Below are 26,497 nucleotides of genomic sequence, written 5' to 3'. Positions count from 1 at the left end.
CGTCACTGGGCCTTGCGGCACTCCACGACGGTCTCCGGTCCGTTGCCCTGGTCCCGACTGACCTCATAGCAGCGGACGCGGTACACCAGCGGCACGTCGTCGCCCATGAAGATCCGGGGGCTGGCGCAGCGGAAGGCAAAGCTGCCATTGGCATTGGTCCAGTGGCGGATCCCCGGCACTGACCCGACCACCTCGTTGGTGTCCGTGCGGACACAGTCCGTGATCACCACCAAGACGGCCTTGTACGGCATGGAGCCCGAGATGTCGTAGTTCGGACCGAGGGTATCCCCGGCACTGGGGGCGTTGACGGTGGGCTTCTCCAGGGCCAGGGCAGACCCGGCGAAGGCCAGCAGGCTCACCAGCAGGACAACCGGAAGCAGACGACTCATGCTCATCATCCTCTCCTGATGTGATCCAGCAGCCACAGGTCGGTCGCCGTCGCGGCGGCCGAGGCATACCTTCAGCGAAGCACGGGCATCCCCCTTCCTGAACGCAACCAGACGATGCATCCTTACCACCAGCGGGCAGGAGTACACGTGCCGGCCGTACAGGCGACTCCTCTGCTGTTGCCGCGTGGCGCGGCGTCAGTGGCTCAGGCCTCCGCTTCGCCCGCGACGAGACGGTAGAACAGCCCGGCCAGGGCCGCTCCGACCAGCGGGGCCAGCCAGAAGAGCCACAGCTGCGCCAGCGCCCAGTCGGCGGCGAACACCGCCACGCCCGTGCTGCGGGCCGGGTTGACCGACGTGTTGGTCACCGGGATGCTGATCAGGTGGATGAGCGTCAGGCACAGGCCGATGGCCAGGGGAGCGAAGCCCGCGGGAGCACGCTTGTCGGTGGCCCCCATGATGACGACCAGAAACATGAAGGTCATCACCACCTCGGTGAGCAGACAGGCGCCGAGGGCGTATCCCCCCGGAGAGTGGTCGCCAAAGCCGTTGGCGGCAAAGCCGCTGCTCACGGTGAAATCGGCCTTGCCCGTGGCGATCAAGTAGAGCACCCCACCGCCGATGAGCCCCCCGATCACCTGCGCCAGGATGTACGGCAGCACATCCCGGCCCGGCACGCGCTTCCCGGCCCACAGCCCGACGGTCACCGCCGGGTTCAGGTGGCACCCGGAGATGTGGCCGATGGCATAGGCCATCGTCAGCACCGTCAGACCGAAGGCCAGCGCCACCCCAACCAGCCCGATACCCACCTCCGGGAACTTCGCCGCGAGCACGGCACTCCCGCAACCGCCCAGCACCAGCCAAAAGGTCCCGACGCACTCAGCTACCGCTCGTCGTGCAATGGACATTGACTCTTCCGCCCTTCAGCGCAACATTGCCCCACTGGCACGTGGGGAGGGTGAAGTCGGATGAGACATGGCATCCGGCGCCTGCAGAGCAGTGGCTGCGCCGGTGGTGGCGCGCCCCATCAGGCAAGGGCCTACGATAGAGAGGTTCGCCGGGGGCGGCCTTTCCCCTGCCTCCCGGGGCACGGGGGCAGGACGGGCAGCCAGCCGCATCGCAGCGGGCGCCATGCCCCCAGAACCGCAGACGCCCCCCGGCTGCGGAGGGCGGCGGCGTTCGGCCATCATCTGTGGCGTCAGGCGCCCGTACGGGCCGCCGGAAACAACGTGGAGGCCACCTGAGGGGCCTCCACGGGGGTCGTCATGGATGGTGCCGGAGGTCGGACTCGAACCGACACGAGGTTTGAGCCTCGCGGGATTTTGAGTCCCGTGCGTCTACCATTCCGCCACTCCGGCACACGCCGGCATTATACGGGCGCGGGCGGGCGCGGGTCAAGCTGAACGGGGACAGTGGCGGTGAGGTCGTCCTTGCTCGCAGGAGAGGGGCATGGTACACTCACAGGACTACCACGCCGATTGCCCACGAGGTGTTGGGCCATGACTGACGATACCCAGCAAGATAGTGGCGCGCCGCCGCCTGACGAACGACCCGAGGCCACGCCGCCGGCGGTGCCTGCGGCACCCTCTGGCGCTGCCGCTGCGCCGCCCCCGCCAGGGCCGCCTGCGGCCGCGCCCCCGCCGCCCTACCGCCCGGGCTATGCCCAGGCCCCCGGCGTCGCCGTGCCGCCGCACTGGGTGGCGCAGGTGCCGCCGCCCGGGCGCCCCCATCGCTCCCCGGTTGTGACGGTCATTCTCGTACTGGTGCTTGTGTTCGTCGGCTTCGTCGTGTTCGGCGTCGCCATCGCCTTCATGTCGCAACTCGGAGATGGCCCGAGTCTGAGCCTGGAGCATGTGGGCATCATCACCGTCGAGGGCGTCATCCGTGACGGCGGTGCCGGCGGGTTCTTCTCCGGGCCGCCCGGCGCCCGGGGGATCATGCAGCAGATCCGCCAGGCCCGCGATGACGATGCCACCAAGTCTGTGGTGCTGCTCATCAACAGCCCTGGCGGCAGCGCGGCCGCTTCGGCGGCCATCTACGAGGAACTCACGCGGCTGCGCCAGAAGAAGAAGGTCGTGGCGTGCATGACTGATGTCGCGGCTTCCGGCGGGTACTACATCGCCTCGGGCTGCGACCAGATCGTCGCCCAGGGGTCTACCCTCACCGGCAGCATCGGCGTCATCTTCGGGGGCATCGGCTACGCCGGCCTGATGAAGAAGCTGGGGCTGACTGACGAGACGATCACGGCGGGCAAGTTCAAGGCGATGGGGCGAGGCTCCCGGCCCATGACGACCGAGGAGCGCGCCATCGTCGTGTCCATGCTCGACGACATCTATACACAGTTCATCAATGCCGTGGCCGAGGGGCGGAAGATGGATCCGGCGAAGGTGCGGCAACTGGCGCAGGGGCGCATCTACACCGGGGCGCAGGCCAAGAAGTGCGGCCTGGTAGACCAACTGGGCAACTTCCATGACGCCGTGAAGCTGGCCGGGAAGCTCGGCGGCATCCGCGGCGAACCCAAGGTCAAGTACTACGGTCAGGCGAAGGGCCTGCTGGACGAGCTGGCTGGGACGCACAGCGATCTGGGGCGCATCCTGCGTGGGTCGGGCAACTGGACGGAGACGCCGCTGCGGGGGCCCCTGCTGATGCTGCCGGACTGGGGCCTGGGGATCGAGGAGTAGGGAGCGGGACCGGCGGGCTTCTGCTCGCCGCATTCCCGTTACAGCAGCGCGGGCGGCCCCGCCCGCGCTCCGGACGACGGGCAGGCGAGGCCGCCTGCCCTACTGATGGCCCGTGATTGCCGGGGAACAGAACCAAGAGACAACGCTGAGCCGTCGTGCCCATCATGTCGAGCAAACTCATACTCATTGACGGAAACAATCTGATCCACCGCGCCTATCACGCGCTGCCCCCCCTGTCGAACTCCGCCGGCCAGCCCACCAACGCCGTGTACGGTTTCGTACAGATGGTCCTGCCACTGCTGGAGGCTGAACAGCCCGAGCAGGTGGCAGTGGCCTTTGACGGCCCCGGACCGACCTTCCGCCATGAGATGACGGACACGTACAAGGCAACGCGGAAGGAGACCGAAGTTGAGCTGCGGGCGCAGATGGACCTGGCCCGGGAGGTGGTGGACGCCCTGGGGTTGGCCTGGCTTGAAGTCAGCGGCGTCGAGGCGGACGACCTGATCGGCACGCTCGCCGTGCGCGGGCGCGAGCACGATCGCGAGGTGCTCATCGTCAGCGGCGACCGCGACATGGTGCAGCTTATCCAGCCCGGCATTGCCGTGATGGCGCCGCTGAAGGGCATGAGCGATGTCAAAGTGTACGACGCGGCCGCCGTGCGCGAGCAGTACGGCGTGGGGCCGGAGCTGATTGCCGACCTCAAAGCGCTCGCCGGGGACCCGTCGGACAACATCCAGGGGATCGCCGGGGTCGGGCCCGTCGGCGCGGCAAAGCTGCTGCAGGAGTTCGGTGGCGTCACTGAGCTGTACGACCATCTGGACCAGGTGAAGCAGGAGTCGCTGCGGCGAAAGCTGGAGACGGGCCGGGAGTCAGCACTGCTGGGGCGGCAACTGGCGCGCATCGTCACCGATGTGCCGGTAGAGATCACGGACGAGCAGATGGCATGGCGCGGCCCGGACGCGGCAGCCGCACGGCGGCTGTTTGCGCGGCTGGAGTTCGGCGATCTGCTGGAGCGTACCGGCCACTGGGGACATGACTGGGAGGGGGACGTCCGACTGGCCGATGAGGCGGCGCTGGCGGAGCTATGCCGCCGGGCGCGGGAGGTCGAGCACCTGACGCTGGCGCCGGCGGTCGGGCCGAAGGGGGAGAGGGCGCTGGCCCTGTGCGCCGACCCGGCGCGGGCCTGGCTGTGGCCGCTGCCGGAGGCGCCAGCCGAGCCGACAGCGGCGCAGGGCCTGTTCGACGAGGAGCAGCCGGGTCTGCCCGAGTGCCTGCGCGAGGTCCTCGAGGATGCAGCGTTGCCCAAGTGGGGGGCGCGGCTGAAGGAGGCGTCTCGGGCGCTGTGGGACGCTCCAGCGACGCTGGCGGGCTATGACTTTGACGCGGAGATCGCCGACTACCTGCTGGCGCCCCAGCGTCCCGATCACAGCGTGATGCTGCTGGCGGCGGCGGAGTTGGGCTGGTGGGTGCCGCAGAAGGACGCAGACCTGCCCGGGGATCTGCCCGTCTGGCAGGTGCGCCCGGCGGTGGAGGCCATGGCCGTCGAGCGCCTGCGCGGGGTGCTGCTCGAGCAGCTTGACCGGCAGGAGGTCCTGTCGGTGTTCGCCGAGGTGGAGATGCCGCTGGTGGGCGTGTTGGCCGAGATGGAGCGGACCGGCATCGCCGTGGATGTGCCGCGCCTGCAGCACCTCGACGCGCAACTGCAGGGCGATCTGGAGCGCATGGTGGCGGAGGTCCACGCCCTGGCCGGCTGCGAGTTCAACCTCGACTCCCCCAAGCAGGTGGGCGAGGTGCTGTTTGGGAAGCTGGCCCTGCCCGGCGGCAAGAAGACCAAGACGGGGTGGTCCACCAGCGCCGCGGTGCTGGACGAACTGGCCCCCGAGCATGAGGTCGTGGCCCGGATTCTGAGTTACCGCGAGCTGGCGAAGCTGCGGTCCACGTACGTGGCGGGGCTGCTCCGGGAGTTGGCCCAGCGCACCCAGCGCGTCCACACGACCTTAGAGCAGACCGTGACGGCCACGGGGCGCCTGTCGAGTCGGGGGCCCAACCTGCAGAACATCCCGATCAAGACGGAAGCCGGCCGGGAGATCCGCGGCTGCTTCATCGCCGACCCGGGGAATGTGCTCATCAAGGCGGACTACTCGCAGATCGAATTGCGCCTGCTGGCGCACTTCTGCGGGGACGAGAACCTCGTGACGGCCTTTCGGCAGTCCGAGGACGTCCACCGGCGCACCGGGGCGATGATCTTCGACACCGCGCCCGAGCAGGTCACTGCCGAGATGCGGCGGGCTGCCAAGACCGTGAACTTCGCGGTGCTCTATGGCATGGGGTCGCTGGCGCTGAGCAAGGAGTTGGGCATCCCGCGCTCCCAGGCGCAGGAGTTCATTGATCACTACTTCCGGTCGCTGGCGTCGGTGAAGACCTTCATGGAAGGCACGGTGCAACAGGCGCGCGGCCAGGGCTATGTGACGACGCTGCTGGGCCGCCGGCGGCCGATGCCGGAGTTGCACTCGCCCGACCGGCAGGTGGCTGCCTACGCTGAACGGGCCGCGGCCAACACGCCCCTGCAGGGCAGCGCCGCCGACATTGTGAAGGTGGCAATGGTGCAGGCGGCGAAGGTCCTGGCCGAGCAGTTCCCGCAGGCGCGGCTACTTCTGCAGGTGCATGACGAGTTGGTACTGGAGGCGCCGCGCACGCAGGCGCCGCAGGTGGCGGCGTTGGTGCGCGAGGTGATGGAGCAGGTCGTGGCACTGGATGTGCCACTGACCGTCGAGGTGGCGTGGGGACAGAACTGGCGGGATGTGGAGTAGGGACGCGGTTCACCGCGCCCGCGCGGGCTGGCAGGCCCGCAGGACGTACGGACACGGGCTCTGTAGCCCGCGCCCCATGGGCATGATGCTCATGCCCAACAGGCAGGTCTCCTTCTTGTGCGCGGGCGCCGCAAGGGCGCCCCTATGAACCTGGCCTGGCGCTCTCGTTTGGCGAGGGCGCTCACACCCTGTATCGGCCGCCGGAGTGGCGACCGAGAGGAGTTCATCCTAATGTTTGCCGACGACAACGAGGACCGCAGCGAGAACGAGCAGCCGGACGACGAGAACAAGCAAGAGGAAGCTGGCGACCTGGAGCCGGAAGAGGAAATCGGGGTCGAGAACTGGGCGGAGCTGGCCGAGGCCGGCCCGGCCGAAGTCAAGCCCGGCGACATCGTCACGGGCCTGGTAGCCGGTCTGAACAACGAGGGCGTGAGCGTGGACATCGGCGCCAAGCTCGAGGGGCTCATTCCCCGGGGCGAGTTCGCCTCCGAGGCGGACCTGCCCCAGGTGGACGACAAGATTGACGTGTGTATCGTCCGCATTGATGACGAAGCTGGCATCATTAAGGTATCTAAGCGTCGCGCGGACTTCGCGCGCACGTGGAATCGCCTGGCAGAGGCCGCCGAGAGCGGCGAACTGGTAGACGCCATGGTCACCGACCGGGTCAAGGGCGGCCTGCGGGTGGATGTGGGCGTCCCGGGCTTCATCCCGGCTTCGCAGGTGGGCACGCGCGACGTGCGCAACCTGGAGCGCTATGTGGGGCGGTCCCTGCGCCTGAAGGTGCTGGAGGCCGACCGGCGCAGCAAGAAGGTCATCCTCTCCCACCGCCAGGTGGTTGAGGAAGAGCGCGAGCAGCGCCGCGGAGAGACTCTGGCCAAGCTGGAGGAGGGAGCCGTCGTCGAGGGTAAGGTCCGCAATCTCACCAAGTACGGCGCTTTCGTGGATCTGGGCGGTGTGGACGGCCTGCTGCACGTGTCGGAGATGTCCTGGACGCGCATCAAGGACCCCTCCGAGGTCCTCAAGGTCGGCGACACGATCACCGTCACGGTGCTGGAGATCAACCCCGAGACAGAGAAGATCTCCCTGTCACGGCGGCAGATCCTGCCCGATCCCTGGAAAGAGGCGGCACGGAAGCTGCGGCCCGGCCAGATGGTCAAGGCACGGATCACGCGGGTGGTGCGCACCGGCGCCTTCGCCCAGCTTGATGAGGCCGGCATCGAGGGGTTCATTCCCATCTCCGAGATGAGCAGCCGCCGCATCAACGACCCCAACGACGTCGTGTCGGTCGGGCAGGCCGTGGACCTGCGCATCAACGACATCCGCGTCGAGGCCCGGCGCATGACGCTGTCCCTGTCGGCCGCCGAGCAGGAGAAGGAGCGCCAGGAGTACCGGGACTACATGAAGAGCCAGAAGCAGGCGCCGGTCACGCTGGGCGACCGCTTCGGCGACCTGCTGCAGGGCCTGGATATCCCCTCCGATGCACCTGAGGCCGAGGCGGGTACGCCCGCGAGCGAGGAGACCTCGTCGGACGAGCAGTAAGGCGACAGGCGCGGGGCAGGCGCCACGTGCCCCCCGCAGACGGTAGGTGAATGTCTCCGGGGCAGGCAGGAATGCCTGCCCCGGTCGGCGCATAGGGGCGGGAAGACATGCTTGTGATCGGCATTGTGGGGCCCATCGGGGCAGGGAAGACCGAGGTCTTGCGCCTCCTGGAGGAGCACGGGGCGCGGACCATGGCTGCTGACGCACTGTCGCGGGAAGTGCTGGCCACCGGCCAGCCGGCCCTGGAGCAGGTGCGGGAGGCCTTCGGCGAGGAGTTCTTTGATGCCGCGGGGAACCTGCAACGACGGAAGCTGGGCGACCTGGTATTCCGTGATGAGGCGGCCCGGCGTCGGCTGGATGGCATTGTTCACCCCCTGATGACCGCGGCGCTGCGGCGCCGCCTGGAGCAGTGGCGGGACGAGGGTGTGCGGGTGGCGGTGGTGGAGTCGGCAGTGCTGGAGGAGATGGGGGCCCGGCCGCTCGTGGACCGGGTCCTGCTCGTGACAGCTCCCGAGACGGCGCGGCTGCAGCGGCTGATGGCCCGGGACGGCATGGGTGAGGAGGGGGGCCGCAAGCGGCTGGCGGCGCACCGCCGCCTGGGCCTGGACAGCCCGACGGCGGACTATGTGATTGAGAACGGCGGGGACCGCGACGAATTGCGGGCGCAGGTGGAACATCTGTGGAACCAGCTTGTTTGAACACAGAGCGCAGACTCCGCGAACCGTGGGGGGACCTGTGTTGGCGTCTGGCGCCCCGGGAAGGCCTGACGAACACCTGTCGGCGAGGCTGCCCGATGGTGCACGAAGGCATGAGCGCGACGGGCTTGGGCGTCCAGGCGAGGGCCAGTTGACGTGCTTGTCAAAGACGGAGTCGGGTGTTATAATGCCAACGGTTGTCCAGCGGGGCGCTCTCGGCTCGCGGCGCAGGGACGGAAGAGGTCCCGTGCGAGTGGTCGCGAGTGTGCCCATGGAGGGGTGTTTATCTCCGGAGCCGCGTCGCGGGTAGCTGACGTGGGAGCGAACACGCCATCGCCTTGGTGCCCACCTGCGCGCAAGGCAGCCGCTGTGCCCGGTAGGCGTCAGCAACACTTCTTCACAGCACCCGCCAAGGGAGTGATTCGCTTGAGGAAGGGCCAGCTTCGGTCCCCGGTCCCTATCCTGCTCTCCGCCCTCATCATCCTCTGCCTCCTGTCCGCCGGGGCCTTGTACGCCAAGCGCTCAGAGCGCGCGGTGGGACCGTTGCTGCCTGTCAACGGGCTGAGCCTGGTAACCAGCGATCCGGCGGCCCGCCCTGTCTTCGGCCATACGCTCCCCACCCCCCCGATCATGATGCGGGAGACGGTGACGACCCGGCAGGCCTCGGGGCCTGACCCGGACGACAACCTCACCCCCAGCGCCACCGGCACGACCGAGGCGTACCCGAACGCTTCTCCCGGCTCGACGCAGAACCGGATTGTCTTCTGCAGCAACGGGGAGGACGCGGACGCCAACGGCCAGATTGACGCGACTCTGCCCACCGACCCCGACTACGACATCTGGATCATGCGTTCAGATGGTAGCGAGCAGTACAAGATCAGGGACATAGCCGGCGACCAGGTGGACCCGGTCTATGATCCCGGTGGCCGCCTGATCTGCTTTGCCAGCAAGGTCAGCGGCGTCTGGCAGATCTTCACGCTGGAAGTCGCCGATCCCACGATCGTCACCCAGATCACCACTGGCGCAGGCAACAAGCGCCACCCCACCTGGTCTCCCGACAGCAACTACATCGCGTTCCAGAGCGATGTGAACGGGAACTGGGACATCTACAAGATCATCTCCACCGGCGCCGCCGACCCGGTGCAACTCACTCCCGGAGCAACCAACGACAGCGATCCGGCCTGGTCTACGGACGGCAAGGTCATCGCCTTCACGCGTGAGAACGCGGGCATCAGCCGCATCTACAGCGTCACGCCTGACGCCGCCGACGTCGAGCAGCTCAGCGATGGCGATGAGCAGGCGACGGTCAACGACAAGCAACCAGCGTGGCGCCAGAACAGCACGGAGATCGCCTTCGCCTCCGACCGCCCGGTTGACGGGAACGACACTACCCCGGACTTCAACATCTGGACGATGGGCCAGGCGGGCGAAGCCAACGGGGCCGCCACGACGCTCGTCTCCAACACCGCGCCGGGCAATCAAGATACCGCAGACGACACCGATCCGACGTGGACGCTGGAGATCGACTCCACGCCGATGCGCATCTGCTTCACCTCCACGCGGGCTGGCTCATCGGACATCTGGGCGATGCAGCAGGACGATCAGGTTCCGCCGCTGCTGACCGCGCTGCCGACGGTAGTGAACCGTCTGGCGGCGGCCGGCGATGATGTGACCATCTCCGTGCCGGTCTACGACAAGGCCAGCAACATCCAGCAGGTCATGGCGTACATCAAGGACCCGGACCAGAAGGAATACCTGGTCACGTCGGACGAGTCCTTCGACGTCAACTACAACGACGGCGAGCGCTGGCTGGAGACCGACTGCACGCGGGTGGGGCAGTGCGAGTTGTTTGACGACAACGGGGACGGAACGTTCGAGGGCACGTGGACGACCGAGGCGGTCGCGGGTGGCAAAGACTACATCATTGACATCATGGTGACGGATGACTCCGGCAACTCGCTGACCTACGACGATGTCTACGGCTTCTCAACGCACATGTTCTCGCCCACGCATAACATCCTGTTCGTGGACGACTACTGCGAGGGGCAGAGCTTCCTGGCCCTGTTGGGCTGGAACAACGACTACTGCGCCGCGTACCCGGTAGAGAGCTACTACACGTACAACCCCAGCACGTACCCGACGATGGCGGGCATGATTGACTACGACACCATCAGTGACTGCTACGCCAACTGTGAATATGACACCTGGCGCATCCTGTGCCGGGGGGCGGTGCCCGCGAGCGTCTACCAGTACTACCTGCCGACGATCGAGTACCAACTCGACCCCGCCAAGCTCGACGAAGAGGGCAGCCTGGGCGTGACGGCGGATCGCGCCGTGCCGGTGGCGGACCGCGCCGTCGTGTGGGCCACCCCGCACACCGGCGACGTCTGGATCGCTGACGGGGGCATCATGGACGCCTCAACGCAGGCGGCCGTGGCCTCGTTCGTGCAACGCGGGGGGCGTCTGTTTATCTGCGGCGAGGACCTGGCGTGGGCGCTCACGATGAACGGCACACGCACCAACACCTTCCTGGCCAACACGCTCCGGGCCAACTTCGTCTCGGACAACATCAGCGGCAACGTCAGCCTGTGGCTGAACTTCCTGGGGAAGACGTGGCGCATTCAGAACACCTCACTGGGGTTCGGGCTGACCGGCCTCGCCAATGACGTGGTGGCCCAGGACGCCTGGGGCGCCGCCGGGGGCCATGCCGGCGACCTGGAGGAGCTGGGTAACTGGCTCGCCTCCTGCGATGACCCCATACCCATCAACAGTTCCTGGAACTTCATGCCGCCGCCGTCGGGGACGCCGCAGTCGGACTTCCACGACTGCTCGGACTGGTCCATGCGGCCCGATGCCATCGAGGCGAATGGCTCGATCAAGATATATGGCGCCACGGCGGGCAACAACACCAGCAACTTCAACGGCCTCACGGTAGGCGTACGGTATGCCGACGCGAGCATCAATGGCGGTACGGTGGTGTACCTCTCGGCGGGGTTCGAGCAGTTCAACCGGGGGTACCACACCAGCTCGCAAGTCACGGGCGCGCACTGCCGCAACGCGCGCAGCCACCTGATGCACAACGCGCTGTGCTGGGCGCGGACGGGCGGCTTCCAGGGGAAGGTTCTGTCCATCAGCGATGGCGGGCAGCCCATCAACGACCCGGCGCCGATCGTGTCGGCGCTGGACAACGGCGAGGTCGTATACGCAGTGCGCTGCCAGACGGATGGCACGTACATCATGCAGGGCCTGGCGCCGGGGCACTATGTGCTGGAGGCCACGCGACCGGGGTATGAGATTGACCACCATGACGCACAGTACGTCCACGGTGGCCAGATTCCCAGGACCGTGGACTTCACCACCAAGCGCGCGCAGCCGGGGGCTGTCACCGGGAAGGTGACTTCGGCCGCCACCGGCGACCCGCTCGCCGGTGTCACGGTGGCCATCGCCGTGCCGGATGACTACACCGGGACCGTGCCGACGCTGCCGTCTTCGGTCAAGACCGGTGCGGATGGCAGCTACACGCTGGGCTCGATACCCGAGGGCAACTACGTTGTCACTGCCGATGGCACGGCCATTCTGTATGGCAAGAAGAGCCAGGATGTCACGGTCAACGCGGGTGATACGACGACGGCTGATTTCCAGCTCGATGCCGCCGATGGCAAGCTCGAAGTGACTGTCACCGACGCCGAGACCACGGACAAGATCCGCAATGCCGCCGTGGCGATTGTGAGCGCGGCCAGCGAGACCACGACGATCTACACCGACGACGCCGGGTTCGCCAGCCAGGACCTGGCGCCGGGCACCTACACGGTCACGGCCTCGGCGTCCGGCTACCAGGCTTCGGCGTCGCAGACCGTCACGATCGCGCCGGCGGCCACCGAGACGTTGGCCTTCGCGCTGCAGCCGCAGCCGGGCGGGAGCATCGTCGGGCGGGTCGTCACCTCCGGCAGCGGGTCGTTCGTCAGCGGTGTGACCATCCACGTGTTCTTCGGCGAAGAGGAGATCGCGTCCACAACCACCAGTGGCAGCGTCGTGAAGACCATCAGCGGTGTCCAGTACAACTACGAGATCGCCGACGTGGACACCGGAACGGTCACGGTTACGGCCGAGGCCAGCGGGTTCACCCCGACGCCGGCTTCACGCACGGTGCAGATCGAGAGCGGCGTGACGGCAACGGGCGTCAACTTCGCCATGGACAGCCTGCACACGTTCCCGACGGGCCTGCAGCTCGTGTCGTTCCCGTGGGACTACAGCGGCGAGGACCCGCAGGACCTGCTGGGCCTCACGAGCAGCACGTGGAAGATGGCGACGTGGCAGACCGGACTGCAGAGCTACGCGATGTACCCGGAGGCTCCGGCCGACCACTTCCGCATCGGCACGGGCTACTGGATGAACCTGAGCGCCAAGGCGGAGTTGTCGCAGGAGGGGCTGGCGGCGGAAGATCCGGTAACTCTCCCGCTGGACTCGGGTTGGAACCTCATCGGCTGCCCGTACCAGAAGCAGATTGACATCTACACAGCGAAGGTCAAGGAAGGCGGGACGACCTACACGCTGCAGCAGGCCCTGTCCGAGGGTATCGTCGGGTCCTCGCTGTATGTGTATGTGCTGGGCGGCTACCAGACGGTCGGCGTGCTGTCACCGTACACGGGCTACTGGCTGAAGACGAACGCGCCGTGCTCGCTGATCCTCAGCGAGTCGTCGGGAGCCCTCGCGGCCGGGACCAAGGTCGCGCAGACGACGCCCGAGGTGTCCAGCGGGTGGCTGCTGCGCCTGAAGACCAAGGTGGGCGAGATGCAGGACACGGCCACCTATCTCGGGTGGGCGAGCGGGGCGACTGACGGCTGTGACTTCGCTCTCGACGAGTTCAAGCCGCCGGCACCGACAATGGGACCGTACGTGTACACGGCCATTGACAACCGGGACTGGACGAAGAACCCCGGTGACTATGCAGTGGACGTGCGTCCGTCCGGCATCTCCTCGACCTGGGACCTGACGGTGTACACCAATCAGGTGGGCGCGCGCGTGGCCCTGACCTGGGATGACTTGTCGTCCCTGCCGAACACGGTGCGACCCGTGCTGACCGATACGCTGACGGGGCGTCGGGTGTACATGCGGACGAGCACGGGCTTCGTGTTTGAGGCCTCGAACCAGCCGCGGAAGCTGACCCTGACGGTGTCGGCCGCCGGAGTGGGGCAACTGACGATCAGCCCGCAGGTCGCGGCTCAGACGTCGGCCGGCGTAGCGATCAGCTACACGCTGTCGCGCCCGGCCAGCGTGGAGGCGAACATCACGAACATCGCGGGGCGCCAGATCCGGCAGATCACGACTGCGGCAGCGCAGACCGCCGGGGTCAACACGCTGCTGTGGGATGGCCGGGACAAGCGGGGCCTGCGCGTGCCGTCCGGGCGGTATCTGGTGACGGTGACCGCCCGCACCGAGAGCGGGCAGGAGTGCCGGGCAGTCTTGCCCTTGAGCATACAGAGCCGGTAGCTTCGGGACCTTTGGACTCGGCGGGCGTCAGAGCTTTGCGGCCCCGCAAGAGTCTGTGCTATACTGCGGCCGTGCAGCCGCACAGCCAGCGCCTAGGCGCACGAGATCTGTCGGAGGGAGAGCAGCCCCAATGCAGCAGCTACGTCGGAACACGGTGAGCCGAGCGATATCGTACATTCTGGTGACGGTGATGCTCGCCCCGCAGAGCTTCTTCCTGATGCCGGCGCAAGCGCAGACGGCCGGGCAGAACGTCCCTGCCGTGGCCGTGGTACCGTTCCAGGATGGGACGGGACGCGCGGGCACAGCGCTGATGCGTGAGGCGACGGCGGCGGCGGCTCTCGCCCTGGAAGACTCCAAGGAATACGTCGTCATCTCGACGACTGACCTGGAGCGGGAACTGGCGGCGCTCCGCCTGACCCCGCCGCTGTCCACCGCCGAGCAGGCGCGTCTTGGGCAGCGGCTGCATGCTGACAAGGTGCTGGTCGGCACTTTGTCCTCGCTAGCCGTAGACGCCAAGAGCGGACGGGCCCGCGCAAGCTTGCACCTGATGCTGCTGGATGTAGGCATCGGCGAGTACCTGGATGGTGCGAACTCATCCATCGAGACGAAGACGGTGCCGGGCTTCACCGGTGATGTGGCGGCAGTGACGCATGAGGCGCTACGCGCGGCGGCCGAGGACGCCGTGGGCAAGATGCTCAGCAGCACGGTGCGCCGGGGGACGGTGCAGTTGGTGGACGACCAGGGGACCGTGAACATCAACCTGGGTACGGACGACGGGCTATTGGTCGGCAGCGAGTTGCTGGTGATGCGGCCGACGTGGCAGCCGGATGTCGAGCAGGTCATCATGCGCCGTATCGGCATCATTCGCCTGACGGACATCGAGTCCGACATGGCGGTGGCGCGGACGGTGGAGGGGGCGGCGCCGAGCACCGGCGACCGTCTGTACCGCATCTACAAGCCGGTATCCGCGCAGCAGGCGGTAGCGCGGGAGAAGAAGATCAAGTCGGGGGTGCAGTTGGTCGCGGCCGCACTGCTGCTGTTGGGCCTGGTCGCCGTGGCGACCGGACCGACGACGGCCAGCGGCTCCAACGTCAAGTGCGGCCTGGTGCAGAGAACCCCGGGCGACGACCCCTCGGTGCGGCTGACGATCAGCACCAACAGCACCTCGAAGGCCAAGACGCATGGCTGGCTGATTTTCCGAGCCATGAGTGCCGGCTTCTCGTGTATCGCGGCGAACCTGGTTGAGGCCATCAAGGCCACCAACCTGACTTCGTGGGATGACGAACCCTTCGAGACGCGGGTGGTCGAGGACTACGAGATCACATTTACGTACCCTGAGGACGATGATGAGACCGACGGCAGCGTCACGGTGTCCTACAACGACGAGGCGCTGGAGGAGGGTACGGCATACTACTACCGTGTCCAGCGGGTCATCGAGCCACTGACAGACCCGGGCTATAACCCGCCCGCAGCCGACACGTCGCAGGAGTTGACCGAGCCCGACATTGAGACCGATCCGGATGACAGCATCCTGAGCGAGCCGAGCAACACGGGCGGCCCGGTCACCTTCTTCACGTCGCCGATACTCTCGACCCCGGCGAATGGCTCGAGTAGCCAGCCGACCGACAAGGTCACCTTCGCGTGGAAGCCGTCGGAGGGCGCCAACGAGTACCGTGTGCAGGTGTTCGGCAGTGACGACGCCAGCGGTGTCGGCACCCCGCTGTACCAGAGCACCCTGGTGCGCGACACGGGCTCGACCATCCTCAGCGCAGACATCAAGGACTTCGAGGGAACCACGACCTACTGGTGGCGGGTCGGCGCGCACCAGTCGAGCGACCCGATCATGCCGCTGAGCCTGCTGACGGGTGTGCGGCAGTGGCTGTATAGCAGCATGCGCAGCTTCACGACCGCGGAGACCCCGCCGACCGAGCCGGATGCCGTGAGGACCACCAACGGCGCCAAGGGATCGGGTGCCACGACGAAGTCCTCCGGGTCCGGGACGATCAAGGTGCCGTCGCGCCACCCGTCGTGGTGGGGTAGTGACAGGAGAAAGCGCTAATCGCCGTACGTGTACTTTGCTGGGGCCTGGCGCTGTTAGCCTCGGTGGCCGCGGGGGTGTCTCCCTCCGGCGCCGAGGCGCAGCCACAATGGACGGTGCTGGTCTGCCTGGACACACGGGGCGGGTTGACGGTGGCGGCGGATGGGTATCAGCACCGTATGGCGGTCGTGTGTCGTCGGTCGGGTGTGCCGTTGGCGGTGCTGCGGCTGGAGGATGAGGCGGGGCGCCCGGGACGAGTGACGAGCCGCCTCCTGATGCTTGACAAGCAGGGCTGGCGTGAGGGCGGGCGACGCGCCACCGACGGGGCGGCGGAGGCGATCGGGCGAGCGGCAACGACCGCTCTCCGTCTGCATCCCGCGCGGTACGCCATGCTCCTTATCGTGAAGCATGGCGGGGGAGTTCTGGACGGCGACCAGGGCCTGGGGATGGACAGCGGCGAGCTGGGGAAGACACTGGCGGCCAGTGTGCAGGAGCGCGGGCAGCCGCTGGATGTGCTGGGACTGGACATGTGTTTCAGCGGCGCCCTTGAGAAGTTGTGGGACTTGCGGCAGTGCGCGCGGTACATCTCGGCCGCGCCAGGGCTCGTGTATAGCCCCGGCCTGAGGTGGGATGAGGCCCTGAGCAGACGCGGGCACGACGGGCCCCGGGCGGTGGCGGCTGAGGCGGCACGGCTGGGGATGACAGGGGGCAGCCGCGAGGCGGCGCTGGTGTCCCTGGAGACATCGAGGCTGACGGCGGTTGTGGAGGAGTTGCGGGGTGTGGCTGCCCAGTGGCGCGCACAGATGGCACGGGATGGGCATGTAGTCACCCTGGCCCGTAGCCAGGCGCACACGTGGGGGCGTCGCCAGGAGTTGTGCGATCTGGGTGAGTTTGCCGCGGGACTGGCGCGGCACGCGCCCGATGAGAGCCTGCAGGCCGGCGCCGTGAGACTGCAGGAAGCCGTGAAGTCAAGCATCATCGGGCGCTGGTCGGGCGTGACCCCGACAGTGGAGAGCCTCAGCGGCGTGGGTATCTACTTCCCGCGCACCGTGGAGGCGGTCCCACCCGCCTACGAGCGGCTGACGTTCGCCGCTGACAGCGATTGGTACGGGTTCTTGCGGGCATACTGGGAATGGGTCGCATCGCGGGTCACCGGGGAAGCCTACCCGGGGTAACATGGAGTGTGGACGTGAAGCACATCCAGTTCGGCGCATCGGTGTGGAGGGGGAGGGCCAGTGGCCCCGTTTCGGGAGGAGGCGTTCGCGTGAGCCATCATCGAGGATCAACCTGCAGCCGGCTCGCCCTCAGTATCGTCGCACTGGTCCTGGCCGCGGGAGCATGGCCGCAGTCGAAGGCCGTTCAGGACCTGGCCGGGCCGCTGCGGTCACTGGCCGCGGGCGCGACGGTGGGCAGCGTCAGCACTTCGGCTGTCAGTCGGCTCGGGCTCATCACGCGCGGTAACGAAGTTGGCGTGGACATCATGTTCCGCAGCGAGGCCGCCGCCGCCGCCACGGGCCTGAGCCGCTTTGGGATCACTCCCCACAGCCGCCACGGGCGCTGTGTCGAGGCGATGGTACCGGTCGACCAGTTGGCCGCGATCGCGTCGCTCGCGCAGGTTGCGCAGGTGCGGCCCACCCAGCGAGTGTTCCCGATGCAGGGGTACGGGGCAGCAGACAGCGAGGGCGTGCAGTTGACGAACGCGACGGCCTTCCACCTCGCGGGCATCTATGGCAATGGCGCGAAGGTCGCCATCATTGATACGGGGTTCAACAGCCTGAGCACAACAGAAGTGCCGGTTGATACGACGACCGATCTGGTGGACCTCCGCCTGGGGACCACTGGTGCGGCTCTGGGCAGCGGCAGCCATGGCGCCGCGGTGGCCGAGATCGTTGCCGACATGGCTGAAGAGTGCGACATGACGCTCATCCTCGTGGACACCGTCGAGTCCGTGGTGGATGCGGCGCAGTATGTTGCGGCCCAGGGCTTCGATGTCGCCAACATGTCACTGGGGATCGCGACCGGCCCCTTCGACGGCACGCACGAGGTGTCGCAGGCGGTCAACGACGCTAACGCTGCCGGCGTGTTGTGGGTGAACTCAGCGGGGAACTGGGCCCAGCGCCACTGGCAGGGCAGTTGGACGGACACCAACAGCGACACATACCTGGAGTTCAGCGGCACCAAGGACACGATGAGCTTCGCCCTGAACGCCGGCGTGTTCGACGTGTATCTGTCGTGGTACGAGAACGCCGGCACACAGACGTCGAACGACTACGACCTGGTGCTGCTCGATAGCAGCGGCGCCATCATCGCGCGCTCGGCCGTCACGCAGAACGGGGACGATGTGCCGGAAGAGGAGTTGGTAGCCTACATCGGCACAGCGGGCACATACCGGCTCAAGCTGCAGCGGATGTCTACCCTAGCGGGCAGCACGCCTGACAGGTTCCAGCTCTACACCCCCGAGTATGACATCGAGACCTCGCTGCAGCACTCGGAGGACAGCCTGGCCATTCCGGCCGAGGCGAGCGGTGCGTACGCAGTGGGCGCCACGCGCGGCAGCAATCTGGTCGTGACGGGCTACACGGGCATCGCGATTGACGAGTTGGAGCCGTACAGCTCCCGCGGTTCGCTGGGCAGCAGCGACAAGCCGAACATTGTGGGCCCGGACGCCGTGACCACGTCGCTCGCCGGCTATGTGCCGTTTACCGGGACCTCGGCCGCTGCGCCGCACGTGGCGGGGGCTGCCGCTCTGCTCATTTCGGAGGATGACAGCCGCAGCGCGACGACGGTGCGGATGCTGCTCAAGCAGATGGCGCGGACGTACAGCGTGCCAGGCGACATCCCCGCGACGGATGTGAATGGGTACGGGCTGGGCCGCGTCTCCCTGCGGGTGGGGGCCAGCTCGGATGGCGAGGCGCCGGTGGTAACCATCGAGTACCCGGTCAACAACTCGACGATCACGATGGCCTCGCCGAGCGTCGTGGCCACCGTCGAGGACGCCAACGGCGTGGATCCGGACACGATCCAGGTGTGGCTGGATGGGACTCAGATCGTGACCGACGGTGTGCCGGGGGACACCACGCTGGTGACGAACTACACCTTCGACAGTAGCACCGGTGACTTGACCTTCGGCTTGAGCGGGCTGACGCGCACGCTCCATAGGCTGCAGATCCAGGGGAGCGATCTGGCGGGGAACGCTTCGGAGATCGCGGTCTCAAACTTCCGCATCACCACGCAGACCGTCAGCACCGGGCTGCACATCATCGCGCTGCCGTACCCCGACCTGACGATTGATGACTGGCCCAGCACGGTCTTCGGGGTCACCGTTGAGCAGGTGGCACTGGTGCGATGGGTGCCGAGCGACAGCCGCACCAGCAAGTATCACATCTGGCCGGACGAGTACGCCAGCTTCGAGCCGCCGGACGAATTGGTGTCGGATCCCCCGGCTGGCCTGGGGTACTTCCTGAGTCTGGCTTCCACCGGCACGCTGTCGGCCAGTGGCAAGGGTGTCACCGCCGATAGCTACAACATCTCGCTGGTCTACGGCACCGGCGCCCCCCGCGGCTGGAACCTGATCGGCAACCCCTACGGGAGCTACGTAGACTGGGGGAGTGTCGAGTTCCTCAGTGACAGTGGGCGACAGGACCTGAGCGAGGCCATAGACCCCGACGGGGACCCGGTGACTGACGGTGTGCTCTTCGACTACGTGAGCACCACGGGCGGCGGCTACTACAGCTTCGACTCCGACCCGACGCAGTCCACGATGGACCCGCTGACCGGCTACTGGGTGCACGTGCTGAAGGACGCCACGCTGATCGTCTACAACACCGGCAGCACAACGGCGAGCACGAAGACGAAGCGGCAGTCTTCGGCCAAGACGTCAGCGCAGTCGTCGGCGCCCAGCGCGAGCCGGTGGACGCTGCAGTTGAAGGCCGTCGCGGGCAAGTATGAGGATCCCGCCAACTACCTCGGCGTGGCCGCCGCGGCCACGGCCGGCTACGACGTCGGCCTGGATGTCGCTGAGCCGCCGGCGCTGGTGGACACGCTGCGCCTGTACATGCCGGCGAGCGAGGGCAACCTGGCCAAGGACGTGCGCAGCGCCGTGTCCACCCGACAGACATGGGATGTGTCCGTGTCGTGCCGGCTGGCGGACACGCCGGTCACGGTCTCGTGGCCGTCTCTGAACTCCAGCGTGCCGCGGGACGTGAGCCTGCGCCTGGTGGACCAGGACAGTGGGAGCAGCGTCTACATGCGGACAACCACGGGGTATACCTTCACGATGGCAGAAGCGGGCGTGCGCCACCTACAGGTCGTCGCGGATGCGGCGGCCAGCAACGCACTCGTGGTGAGCGGCGTATCGGCGGCGGCGATGACCTCGGGTCAGACGGTGTTCGCCTACACCGTCAGCCGCGAGGCCAACGTCGCGGTGGAGATCCGCAACATATCGGGTGTCCTGATCCGCAACCTGGGGGAGCGGACGGCGGCGCCCGGGACGACACAGACGTTGCTGTGGAACGGCCAGAGCGAGAGGGGAACGCGGGTGCCCGCGGGGAGATATCTGGCTCGCATCACGGCTCGTGCGACGGACGGCCAGAGCGTCCAGACCATCCGTCCCTTTAGCGTGAGCCGCTAGGCGTTGAGCGCCGAGAGGAGCTGAAGCTGTGTACCGCAACCGAAACCGCTGCCCGATCCGTCCGGCTCTTGCGCTCATGCTCGGAGGTCTGTGTGCGCTCACGGGCGCCTGGGGGCAGGTGGGCAACCAACCGACGTTCGTGACGTCGGATGTGCCGACGATCAGCCATGCGATGATCAAGCTGCGCATGGAGTTGCCGACGCTGATGACGTTCGGCACCACGTCGCGCACGTACATGTACCAGCCAGCGGGCCGGTTCCAGATCCAGACTTCAAGCCTGGCTCCGTACGGCGGCAACCCGACCCGGACCGGGGACGAGAACAGGCTGCTCGCGAGTGTGGCCAACCAGTATAGCGACGACGACTGGGGTTACGAGTACAGCAGCAAAGTGACGGTGGCGGTAGACGCGGACCCGGCGGATGAGACGGTGGGGCTCTTCTACGATCCGCACTACCTGGCAGCGGACCTGGGTGACGAAGCGGACCGGGCCGACCTCATCAGCTTCTGGCCCCTGGTACCGACGGTCGGGGTGCGGGACATCTCCGGCGAGTTCCAGGTGCCGGCGGTGGAGGACTTCGACACCACGACCGACCAGTGGATCCGGGTGCGGCAGGTTCTCACCGTGGTCGGCGACGTGGTGCAGTTCGAGTACATCGTCACCAACGAGGACACCACGCGGCACACCGTCGGCCTGCGGGTGCTCATTGACGCGACCTTTGGCGGCGGTTCGTCGCTCGATGGGCAGGCTATCGTTTTGCCGGACGGCTCTACCTTCGACACCGAGCGAACCATCCCCGACGCCTCGGTTGCGGATGACACGCTTCCGGACCGGTGGGTCGCGTACGACGATCCCTCTTCGCCGAACGTCGCGGTGCGCGGCGTGCTGAACACCAGCGAGGTGACGGACCCAGGCATCGCGGACTCCTCCGGAGGGATGCCGGACGCCGTCTCGTGGGGGCAGATGCGCAACATCGGGGCCGACCTGCAGTACTACCCGTCCACGAACTCGCGGGCCTCGATCCTCGGTGAGGACTGGGCCTACGCAGTGTACTGGAAGCCGGAGCAGCTTAACGCCGGGGAGTCGCGTCGCTATGTGACCTACTTCGGTCTGGGCAGCTCCGCTGGCGACTATGAGCCGCCGTATGCGCTGATGGCGTACGCGCCGTTCCAGTTGGTGCAGCGCAACGGAGACGACCCGGCCACGCCGGACACCGTCGAGAGCTACTACCTGGCCGACGAGAACGGCAACTCGCCGTTCAAGGTGTCCATGTTCATGGACAACTTCGGCACGAGCACCATGTACGACGCGACGGGGCGCGTGCGGATGCCGACCGGCCTGGAGCTCGCGTCGGGCCAGACGACGACCAAGACGGCTGGCGACATCACCCGCAACGAGATTGACAGCCTGTCGTGGGACGTACTGGCCACCAGCGCGCGGCCCGGGCGGGCCCAGATCAGGTTCACGGGGCCGCAAGGGAAGATCCTCACCCGCACCATCAGCATCCCGGCGGTGCCGGTGCTCAACCCCTGGCCCGACAGCCTCAGAGGCCTGGAGATGGTCTCCGTCCCGTACGAGTTCGACAACAACGACGCCGAGTGGGTGTTTGGCAGCCTCGGGTCGCTGATCCCCGGTGGATCGGCCGCGCTGATCCGCTATGACCCGACCATCACCGACTACCGATGGTTCCCGGACGCCGCGGTGACGAATATCGCCCCCGGCAAGGGCTACTGGCTGCTGAACCGCAACCGGGAGACCATCACGCTACCCGACGACGCCGTGCCGACGGACATCACCCAGACCTACGCGGTCGAACTGAAGACAGGCTGGAACCAGATCGGCAATCCCTTCGGCACGTCGCTGTGCATGGCGGATGTGCGGATATCGGCTCCGGACGGTGGCGACTGGACGCTCGACGAGGCGGTCTCGCGCAAGATGCTCCTGCCGACCGTCTATGCGTACGACACGGCCGCTGGGGAGTACACCTGGCAACTGACCCCCGAGGAGAGCTTCCTCGATCCGTATATGGGCTACTGGATCCTGGTGCGCCAGGACCTGACCATGATGTTCACGCCGCCGACCACGTATACGCCGGCGGCGGTGAAGACGAAGACCGTCGCCTCGTCGCAGACCGGCGGGCCGGGCAACTGGAAGGTGGACCTGCACGTGGCGGCGCCGGGGCTGAACGCGACGACGCAGTCCATCGCCGCGCGGGCCAGCGCCACACGCGGGCTGGACGAGTATGACGTGCCCCAACCCCCCGCCGGCCTCAAGGACGAGGCCACCTACCTGCGCTCAGCGTTCTATCCCGGTGAGAGCGCGCTGGGCATGCCCTACCTGGTGGACACGCGCGACGCCAGCCAGACCAGCCAGCAGTGGAACCTGGTGGTCAAGACCAACGCGATCAACACGCCCATCACGGTCACGTGGCCATCCCTGCAGTCGCTGCCCTCGAACCTGGTGGCGACCCTGGTGGATGAGGTCGCCGGCCAGCGGCGGTACATGCGCACGACGACGAGTTACACCTTCCGCACGGGTGAGGCCGTGACCGAGCGCGTGCTGAAGTTGCTGGTGCAGCCGCGCTCAGACGTCATGCTGAACGTTTCGGGCGTGCATGCAGCGCAGACAGCCCAGGGCGTCATGCTCAGCTACACCTTGAGCGCCGACGCCGCGGTGGATGTACGCGTGCGCAACATCGCTGGCCGAGTAGTCAGCGAAGTCGCTTCGGGCCAGGTGGCGGCCGCCGGACAGAACACGGTGCTGTGGAACGGTCGCAGCACCCACGGCACCCTGGTGCCGACGGGACGGTACCTGTGCGAGATCACGGCGCGGTCGCCGCTGACCGGCCAGTCGTTGAGTGTGGTACAGCCGCTAACGCTGAAACGCTAGCCGTCCGCCGCGACGCCTGCTCGGGGCGTGGTCGTGTGTCGTGCAGCAACCGAGGGGCACTAGCCCTGTGTTTGTGGAGGGAGTAACCCGTCATGAAGGCCATCCGATCGCACTACCTGTGTCGTAGCACCTCCTGGGGCCTGATTATGGTGCTGGTGATGGGGCTGATCACCCCGTGTCTCTCGGTCGCCTGGGCCGATTCCGCGGCCAAGACGGTCCTGGTGTTCCCCGTGACCAACGCCTCGGAGAACGCCCCGGCCGCAATGGCCGATCGCGCCAGCGGCGTCCTGACCATGGCGCTCGATGGAGCCCGCGAGTTCGACGGCATGCAGTTCACCCCGACCTCGCCCAGCGTGCGTCGGGCTGTGAGCGAAGGGCGCATCCGGCAGGTGGATGTGCAGGAGGGCGTCAAGGACCTGGGTACGGCGCTGAGTATGGGCTCGGCCCTGGGCGCCGACTACATCGTCCTTGCCACCATCCAGTCATACACCTACACCCCGAGCCCCGCGCATGTGGAGTTGATCCTGTCGGGCCGGATGTATGAGGTGGGCAGCAACATCAACCCCACCACCGGCGAGCCGGTGGCCGAGCCGAAGGTGTTCCGCGCCTTCGGTGTGTCAGGCGCCAGCAGCGCGCGGGCGAAGTTCACCGGGCGCGAAGATGTGCTGACCCAGGAGGCCTTGCGGGATGCCGCTGACAAGGCCGCGCAGACCCTTTCCGGGCGCACCGACCTGACCCAGGCGCGCGCCAAGAAGAAGACGACTTCCGGCTACAAGTGGTTGCTGCTGGGACTCATCATCGCCGGAGCAGCCATGGCGATCGGTGGCGGCAGCGATGACAACGGTGGCGGGACCCCGAGTCCGGAGGCCAAGCCGGTCACGTCCCTGGGTATGTCGCAGGGCGCTGACTACATCGGCCTCTCGTGGAATGTTCCCGACACCACCCTCGACGTGCTGCGCTACCAGATTGACCGGTCGCTCAACGGCGGTACGTTCCAGCGGCTGATCCGGATCAGCGGCACGACGGGCCAGACGCACTATACCTACTCCGACTACGACGTGAGCAGCGGTACGTACCAGTACCGGATCCGTGTGATCTACCGGAACGGGGACGTTTCGGCGTACACGCTGTCCGGCACGCTGACCGTGGACTTCGACTAGACGGTGTGACGTGTCCCGGGCTGTCGCTGCCAGCGCCCGGTTGCTCGTGATGTGCGTCATGCGCCCTCGTCGTCTCGCCGGCGAGGGCGCTGCACCATTATCCTGGTGTGTTACACGCCGATGATGCGACGGCTGCTCATCCTCGCCCTCGTTGCCTTTCCCTGTCAGTTGCTCCTGGCACAGTCCGAGCGCGTCGGCACCTACCGCGTACAGGTGTCGATCACGCCGCGACAGGTGCCGGCGGACGGCAAGAGCCAAGCCCGCCTGCGCGTGGAAGTGAAGGCCTCCAACGGCTCTGCGGCTCCGGAGGGCACGCAGGTCGTCGTGCACACGGATCTGGGACTGCTGAGCATCGGCAGCACCGGGCAGCAGGCGGCCCTGACCGTGCGGACCTCCGGGGGCTTCGCACTGCTCTACGCCAGCAGTGCCGACGCCGGTACGGCCACGATCACCGTGCAGGTGGGCGGCAGCCGCAGCCTGGCGTACGTGGACTTCCTGCCCGAGGGTGAGGCCGCCACGCCCGAGGCGCGCGTACTGGACGTGACCGGGGGCTGGGTGGGGTACTGCATGGAGTTGGGGCTGATCGAGGCCCGTGACCGCGCCCGCCTGAAGTTCGGCAAGCTCGTCATTGAGTGCGGCACGGTCGCCCAGGTCAATGTCCAGAACATGACGATCCGGGCGCAGGACGTGGTCATCCGCCGGGGCGACACGAAGCTGACCGGTGAAGACCTGTACTTCGACCTGCTGGCCAAGCGCGGCGTGCTCCGCCGTTTCGGCGAGGAGCACCTCGAGCGCGTGTTCTTCGACGCCGTGGGGCTTCGGCCGCTGGACAGCCAGTGGGACGTGCCCGAGGATGCCTTCAAGCTCGACAAGCGAGAAGCGGATGGGTGGATGGTGGCGCGCAGCATCAGCCTCTTCGTGCACGAGAAGATCGTGCTGCGCCAGGCCTCGCTGTGGATGCAGGAGCAGAAGCTCTTCAGCTTCCCGCCGTACTGGATCATCGGGCTGCCGGGCTACAGCGGCGCCACGAACTCGCAGGCGTTGGGCATGACCTCGGATGGGGGCCTGGCGCTGGACTTCCCCTTCTTCTACCGCGTCACCGACCGCAGCACCGGAGCCATCCGCATCCAGCACGGCACCATGGCGGGCGGCGTCATGTCGCGCCGGGGTTGGTCGCTGGCGGTGTCGGAGGAGTACCGCGACGGCGCGGGGACGGAGGGCTCGATCGTCGTCGCCGGGCTGCCGCGCGACGACTGGGGCTTTGAGTGGCGCGACGCCCGGCCGGTCATGGGCCGCGGCTATGGCTACTTCAGCTTCGACATGCCCGACCACCAGAGCATGTTCATGGACAGCAGCACGTATAGTGAGATGGCCGGGGGGCGCCTGAATCTGCAGGCCTACTTCGATGACCCGAAGGCCTCGAATGAGGACTTCGGACTGGTGGGGGACTGGCTGCGCGACCCGCATCCCCTCGGCCGCGGCGGCCATCTGACCTATCGCGTCGGGACCTCGCTGGGGGTCCGCGACTACGCGAGCGACACCGACGGACCACTGTTCGTGAACGAGCTGTACTCGGAACTCGACCTGGGGACCCGCGCGTGGAGCAAGAAGACGCGCTTCTCCCCGGTGCTGACCAACGTCTACGCCTGGGACAGCGGCGGCTACCACGAGAACAGCCTGCGGGCCCAACTGCGACTGGATCACGAAGTCAAGCAGGCGTTCACGCTGGGGCTGGACTACAGCGCCGAGTGGCAGCAGGGCAACTCCGGTGGCGATGGCTTCGACCACAGCGTCGGCTTCAATGCCCGCGCGAGCCAGGCGGAGCGGTGGGCCAGCTACTTCACGGCCACCTATGACCTCACCGAGAGCGACCTGTACGGCTGCTTCAACTTCGACTATTTCCTCAGCAAGCAGTGGCGTACCGGCCTGCTGGCCACCTACTATGACTTCTCCAGCAGCGAGTACCAGGACCTGGAGCTCTCCCTCAGCCGCATGTTCGGTGAGCGCGACGTCACCCTCTCGTACTCCACCTACACCGGCCGCATCTCGGTCGGCATCGGCGGCTTCGCGATCAACTAGCCCCACTTCGTGCTGAGGTCTGGATATACAGGGAGACACTCAGGCGGCGGGTGCCGCGCCGTGTGCGGCGGGCCCCGCCGCCGGGGGGGGGGGGGGGGGGGG

General features: G+C 67.2%; 13 protein-coding genes and 1 tRNA gene. 11 read left to right on the top strand and 3 right to left on the bottom strand.

Annotation, left to right across the window (positions count from 1 at the left end):
* Positions 1-2 precede the first annotated feature (2 nt).
* From LLH23_09035 to LLH23_09025, 3 genes are all read right to left on the bottom strand, one after another.
* Positions 3-389, bottom strand: a complete 387-nt coding sequence (locus LLH23_09035; protein MCE5238623.1) for a hypothetical protein — start codon at positions 387-389, stop codon at positions 3-5.
* Positions 390-592: 203 nt separating this feature from the next.
* On the bottom strand, positions 593-1,294 hold the full coding sequence (aqpZ, locus tag LLH23_09030) for an aquaporin Z (protein ID MCE5238622.1): 702 nt from the start codon (positions 1,292-1,294) through the stop codon (positions 593-595).
* 362 nt (positions 1,295-1,656) lie between these two features.
* A tRNA-Leu gene (locus LLH23_09025) sits at positions 1,657-1,744 on the bottom strand.
* A gap of 141 nt (positions 1,745-1,885) precedes the next feature.
* Between LLH23_09025 and sppA the strand changes: the two genes are divergently transcribed.
* From sppA to LLH23_08970, 11 genes are all read left to right on the top strand, one after another.
* Positions 1,886-3,067 carry a signal peptide peptidase SppA gene (gene sppA / locus LLH23_09020; GenBank protein ID MCE5238621.1) on the top strand — a complete coding sequence of 394 codons (1,182 nt, stop codon included), beginning with the start codon at positions 1,886-1,888 and terminating at the stop codon, positions 3,065-3,067.
* A gap of 164 nt (positions 3,068-3,231) precedes the next feature.
* A complete protein-coding gene (polA, locus tag LLH23_09015) occupies positions 3,232-5,877 on the top strand; it encodes a DNA polymerase I (protein MCE5238620.1) in 2,646 nt (881 codons plus the stop codon).
* A gap of 231 nt (positions 5,878-6,108) precedes the next feature.
* A complete protein-coding gene (gene rpsA, locus LLH23_09010; GenBank protein ID MCE5238619.1) occupies positions 6,109-7,416 on the top strand; it encodes a 30S ribosomal protein S1 in 1,308 nt (435 codons plus the stop codon).
* Between the two features lie 107 nt (positions 7,417-7,523).
* Positions 7,524-8,114 carry a dephospho-CoA kinase gene (gene coaE, locus LLH23_09005; GenBank protein MCE5238618.1) on the top strand — a complete coding sequence of 197 codons (591 nt, stop codon included), beginning with the start codon at positions 7,524-7,526 and terminating at the stop codon, positions 8,112-8,114.
* 540 nt (positions 8,115-8,654) lie between these two features.
* Complete coding sequence (locus tag LLH23_09000; protein MCE5238617.1) at positions 8,655-13,601, top strand: carboxypeptidase regulatory-like domain-containing protein; 4,947 nt, start codon at positions 8,655-8,657, stop codon at positions 13,599-13,601.
* A gap of 130 nt (positions 13,602-13,731) precedes the next feature.
* Positions 13,732-15,660 carry a hypothetical protein gene (locus tag LLH23_08995; protein ID MCE5238616.1) on the top strand — a complete coding sequence of 643 codons (1,929 nt, stop codon included), beginning with the start codon at positions 13,732-13,734 and terminating at the stop codon, positions 15,658-15,660.
* 56 nt (positions 15,661-15,716) lie between these two features.
* Positions 15,717-16,814: a clostripain-related cysteine peptidase gene (locus LLH23_08990; protein ID MCE5238615.1), complete on the top strand. Its 1,098-nt coding sequence runs from the start codon at positions 15,717-15,719 to the stop codon at positions 16,812-16,814.
* Between the two features lie 89 nt (positions 16,815-16,903).
* A complete protein-coding gene (locus LLH23_08985; GenBank protein MCE5238614.1) occupies positions 16,904-20,269 on the top strand; it encodes a S8 family serine peptidase in 3,366 nt (1,121 codons plus the stop codon).
* A gap of 28 nt (positions 20,270-20,297) precedes the next feature.
* The gene (locus LLH23_08980; protein ID MCE5238613.1) at positions 20,298-23,156 is read left to right on the top strand and encodes a hypothetical protein; all 2,859 of its coding nucleotides are present in this window, start codon (positions 20,298-20,300) and stop codon (positions 23,154-23,156) included.
* Between the two features lie 92 nt (positions 23,157-23,248).
* Complete coding sequence (locus tag LLH23_08975) at positions 23,249-24,316, top strand: hypothetical protein (GenBank protein MCE5238612.1); 1,068 nt, start codon at positions 23,249-23,251, stop codon at positions 24,314-24,316.
* Positions 24,317-24,436: 120 nt separating this feature from the next.
* Positions 24,437-26,395, top strand: coding sequence for an Ig-like domain-containing protein (locus LLH23_08970; GenBank protein ID MCE5238611.1), 1,959 nt, complete (start codon positions 24,437-24,439; stop codon positions 26,393-26,395).
* Positions 26,396-26,497 lie beyond the last annotated feature (102 nt).

The organism is bacterium, from assembly GCA_021372615.1.
Classification (GTDB): Bacteria; Armatimonadota; Zipacnadia; order Zipacnadales; family UBA11051; genus JAJFUB01.
The sequence above is the reverse complement of the archived record's forward strand: the minus strand, read 5'-3'. Positions and strand labels throughout refer to the sequence as shown.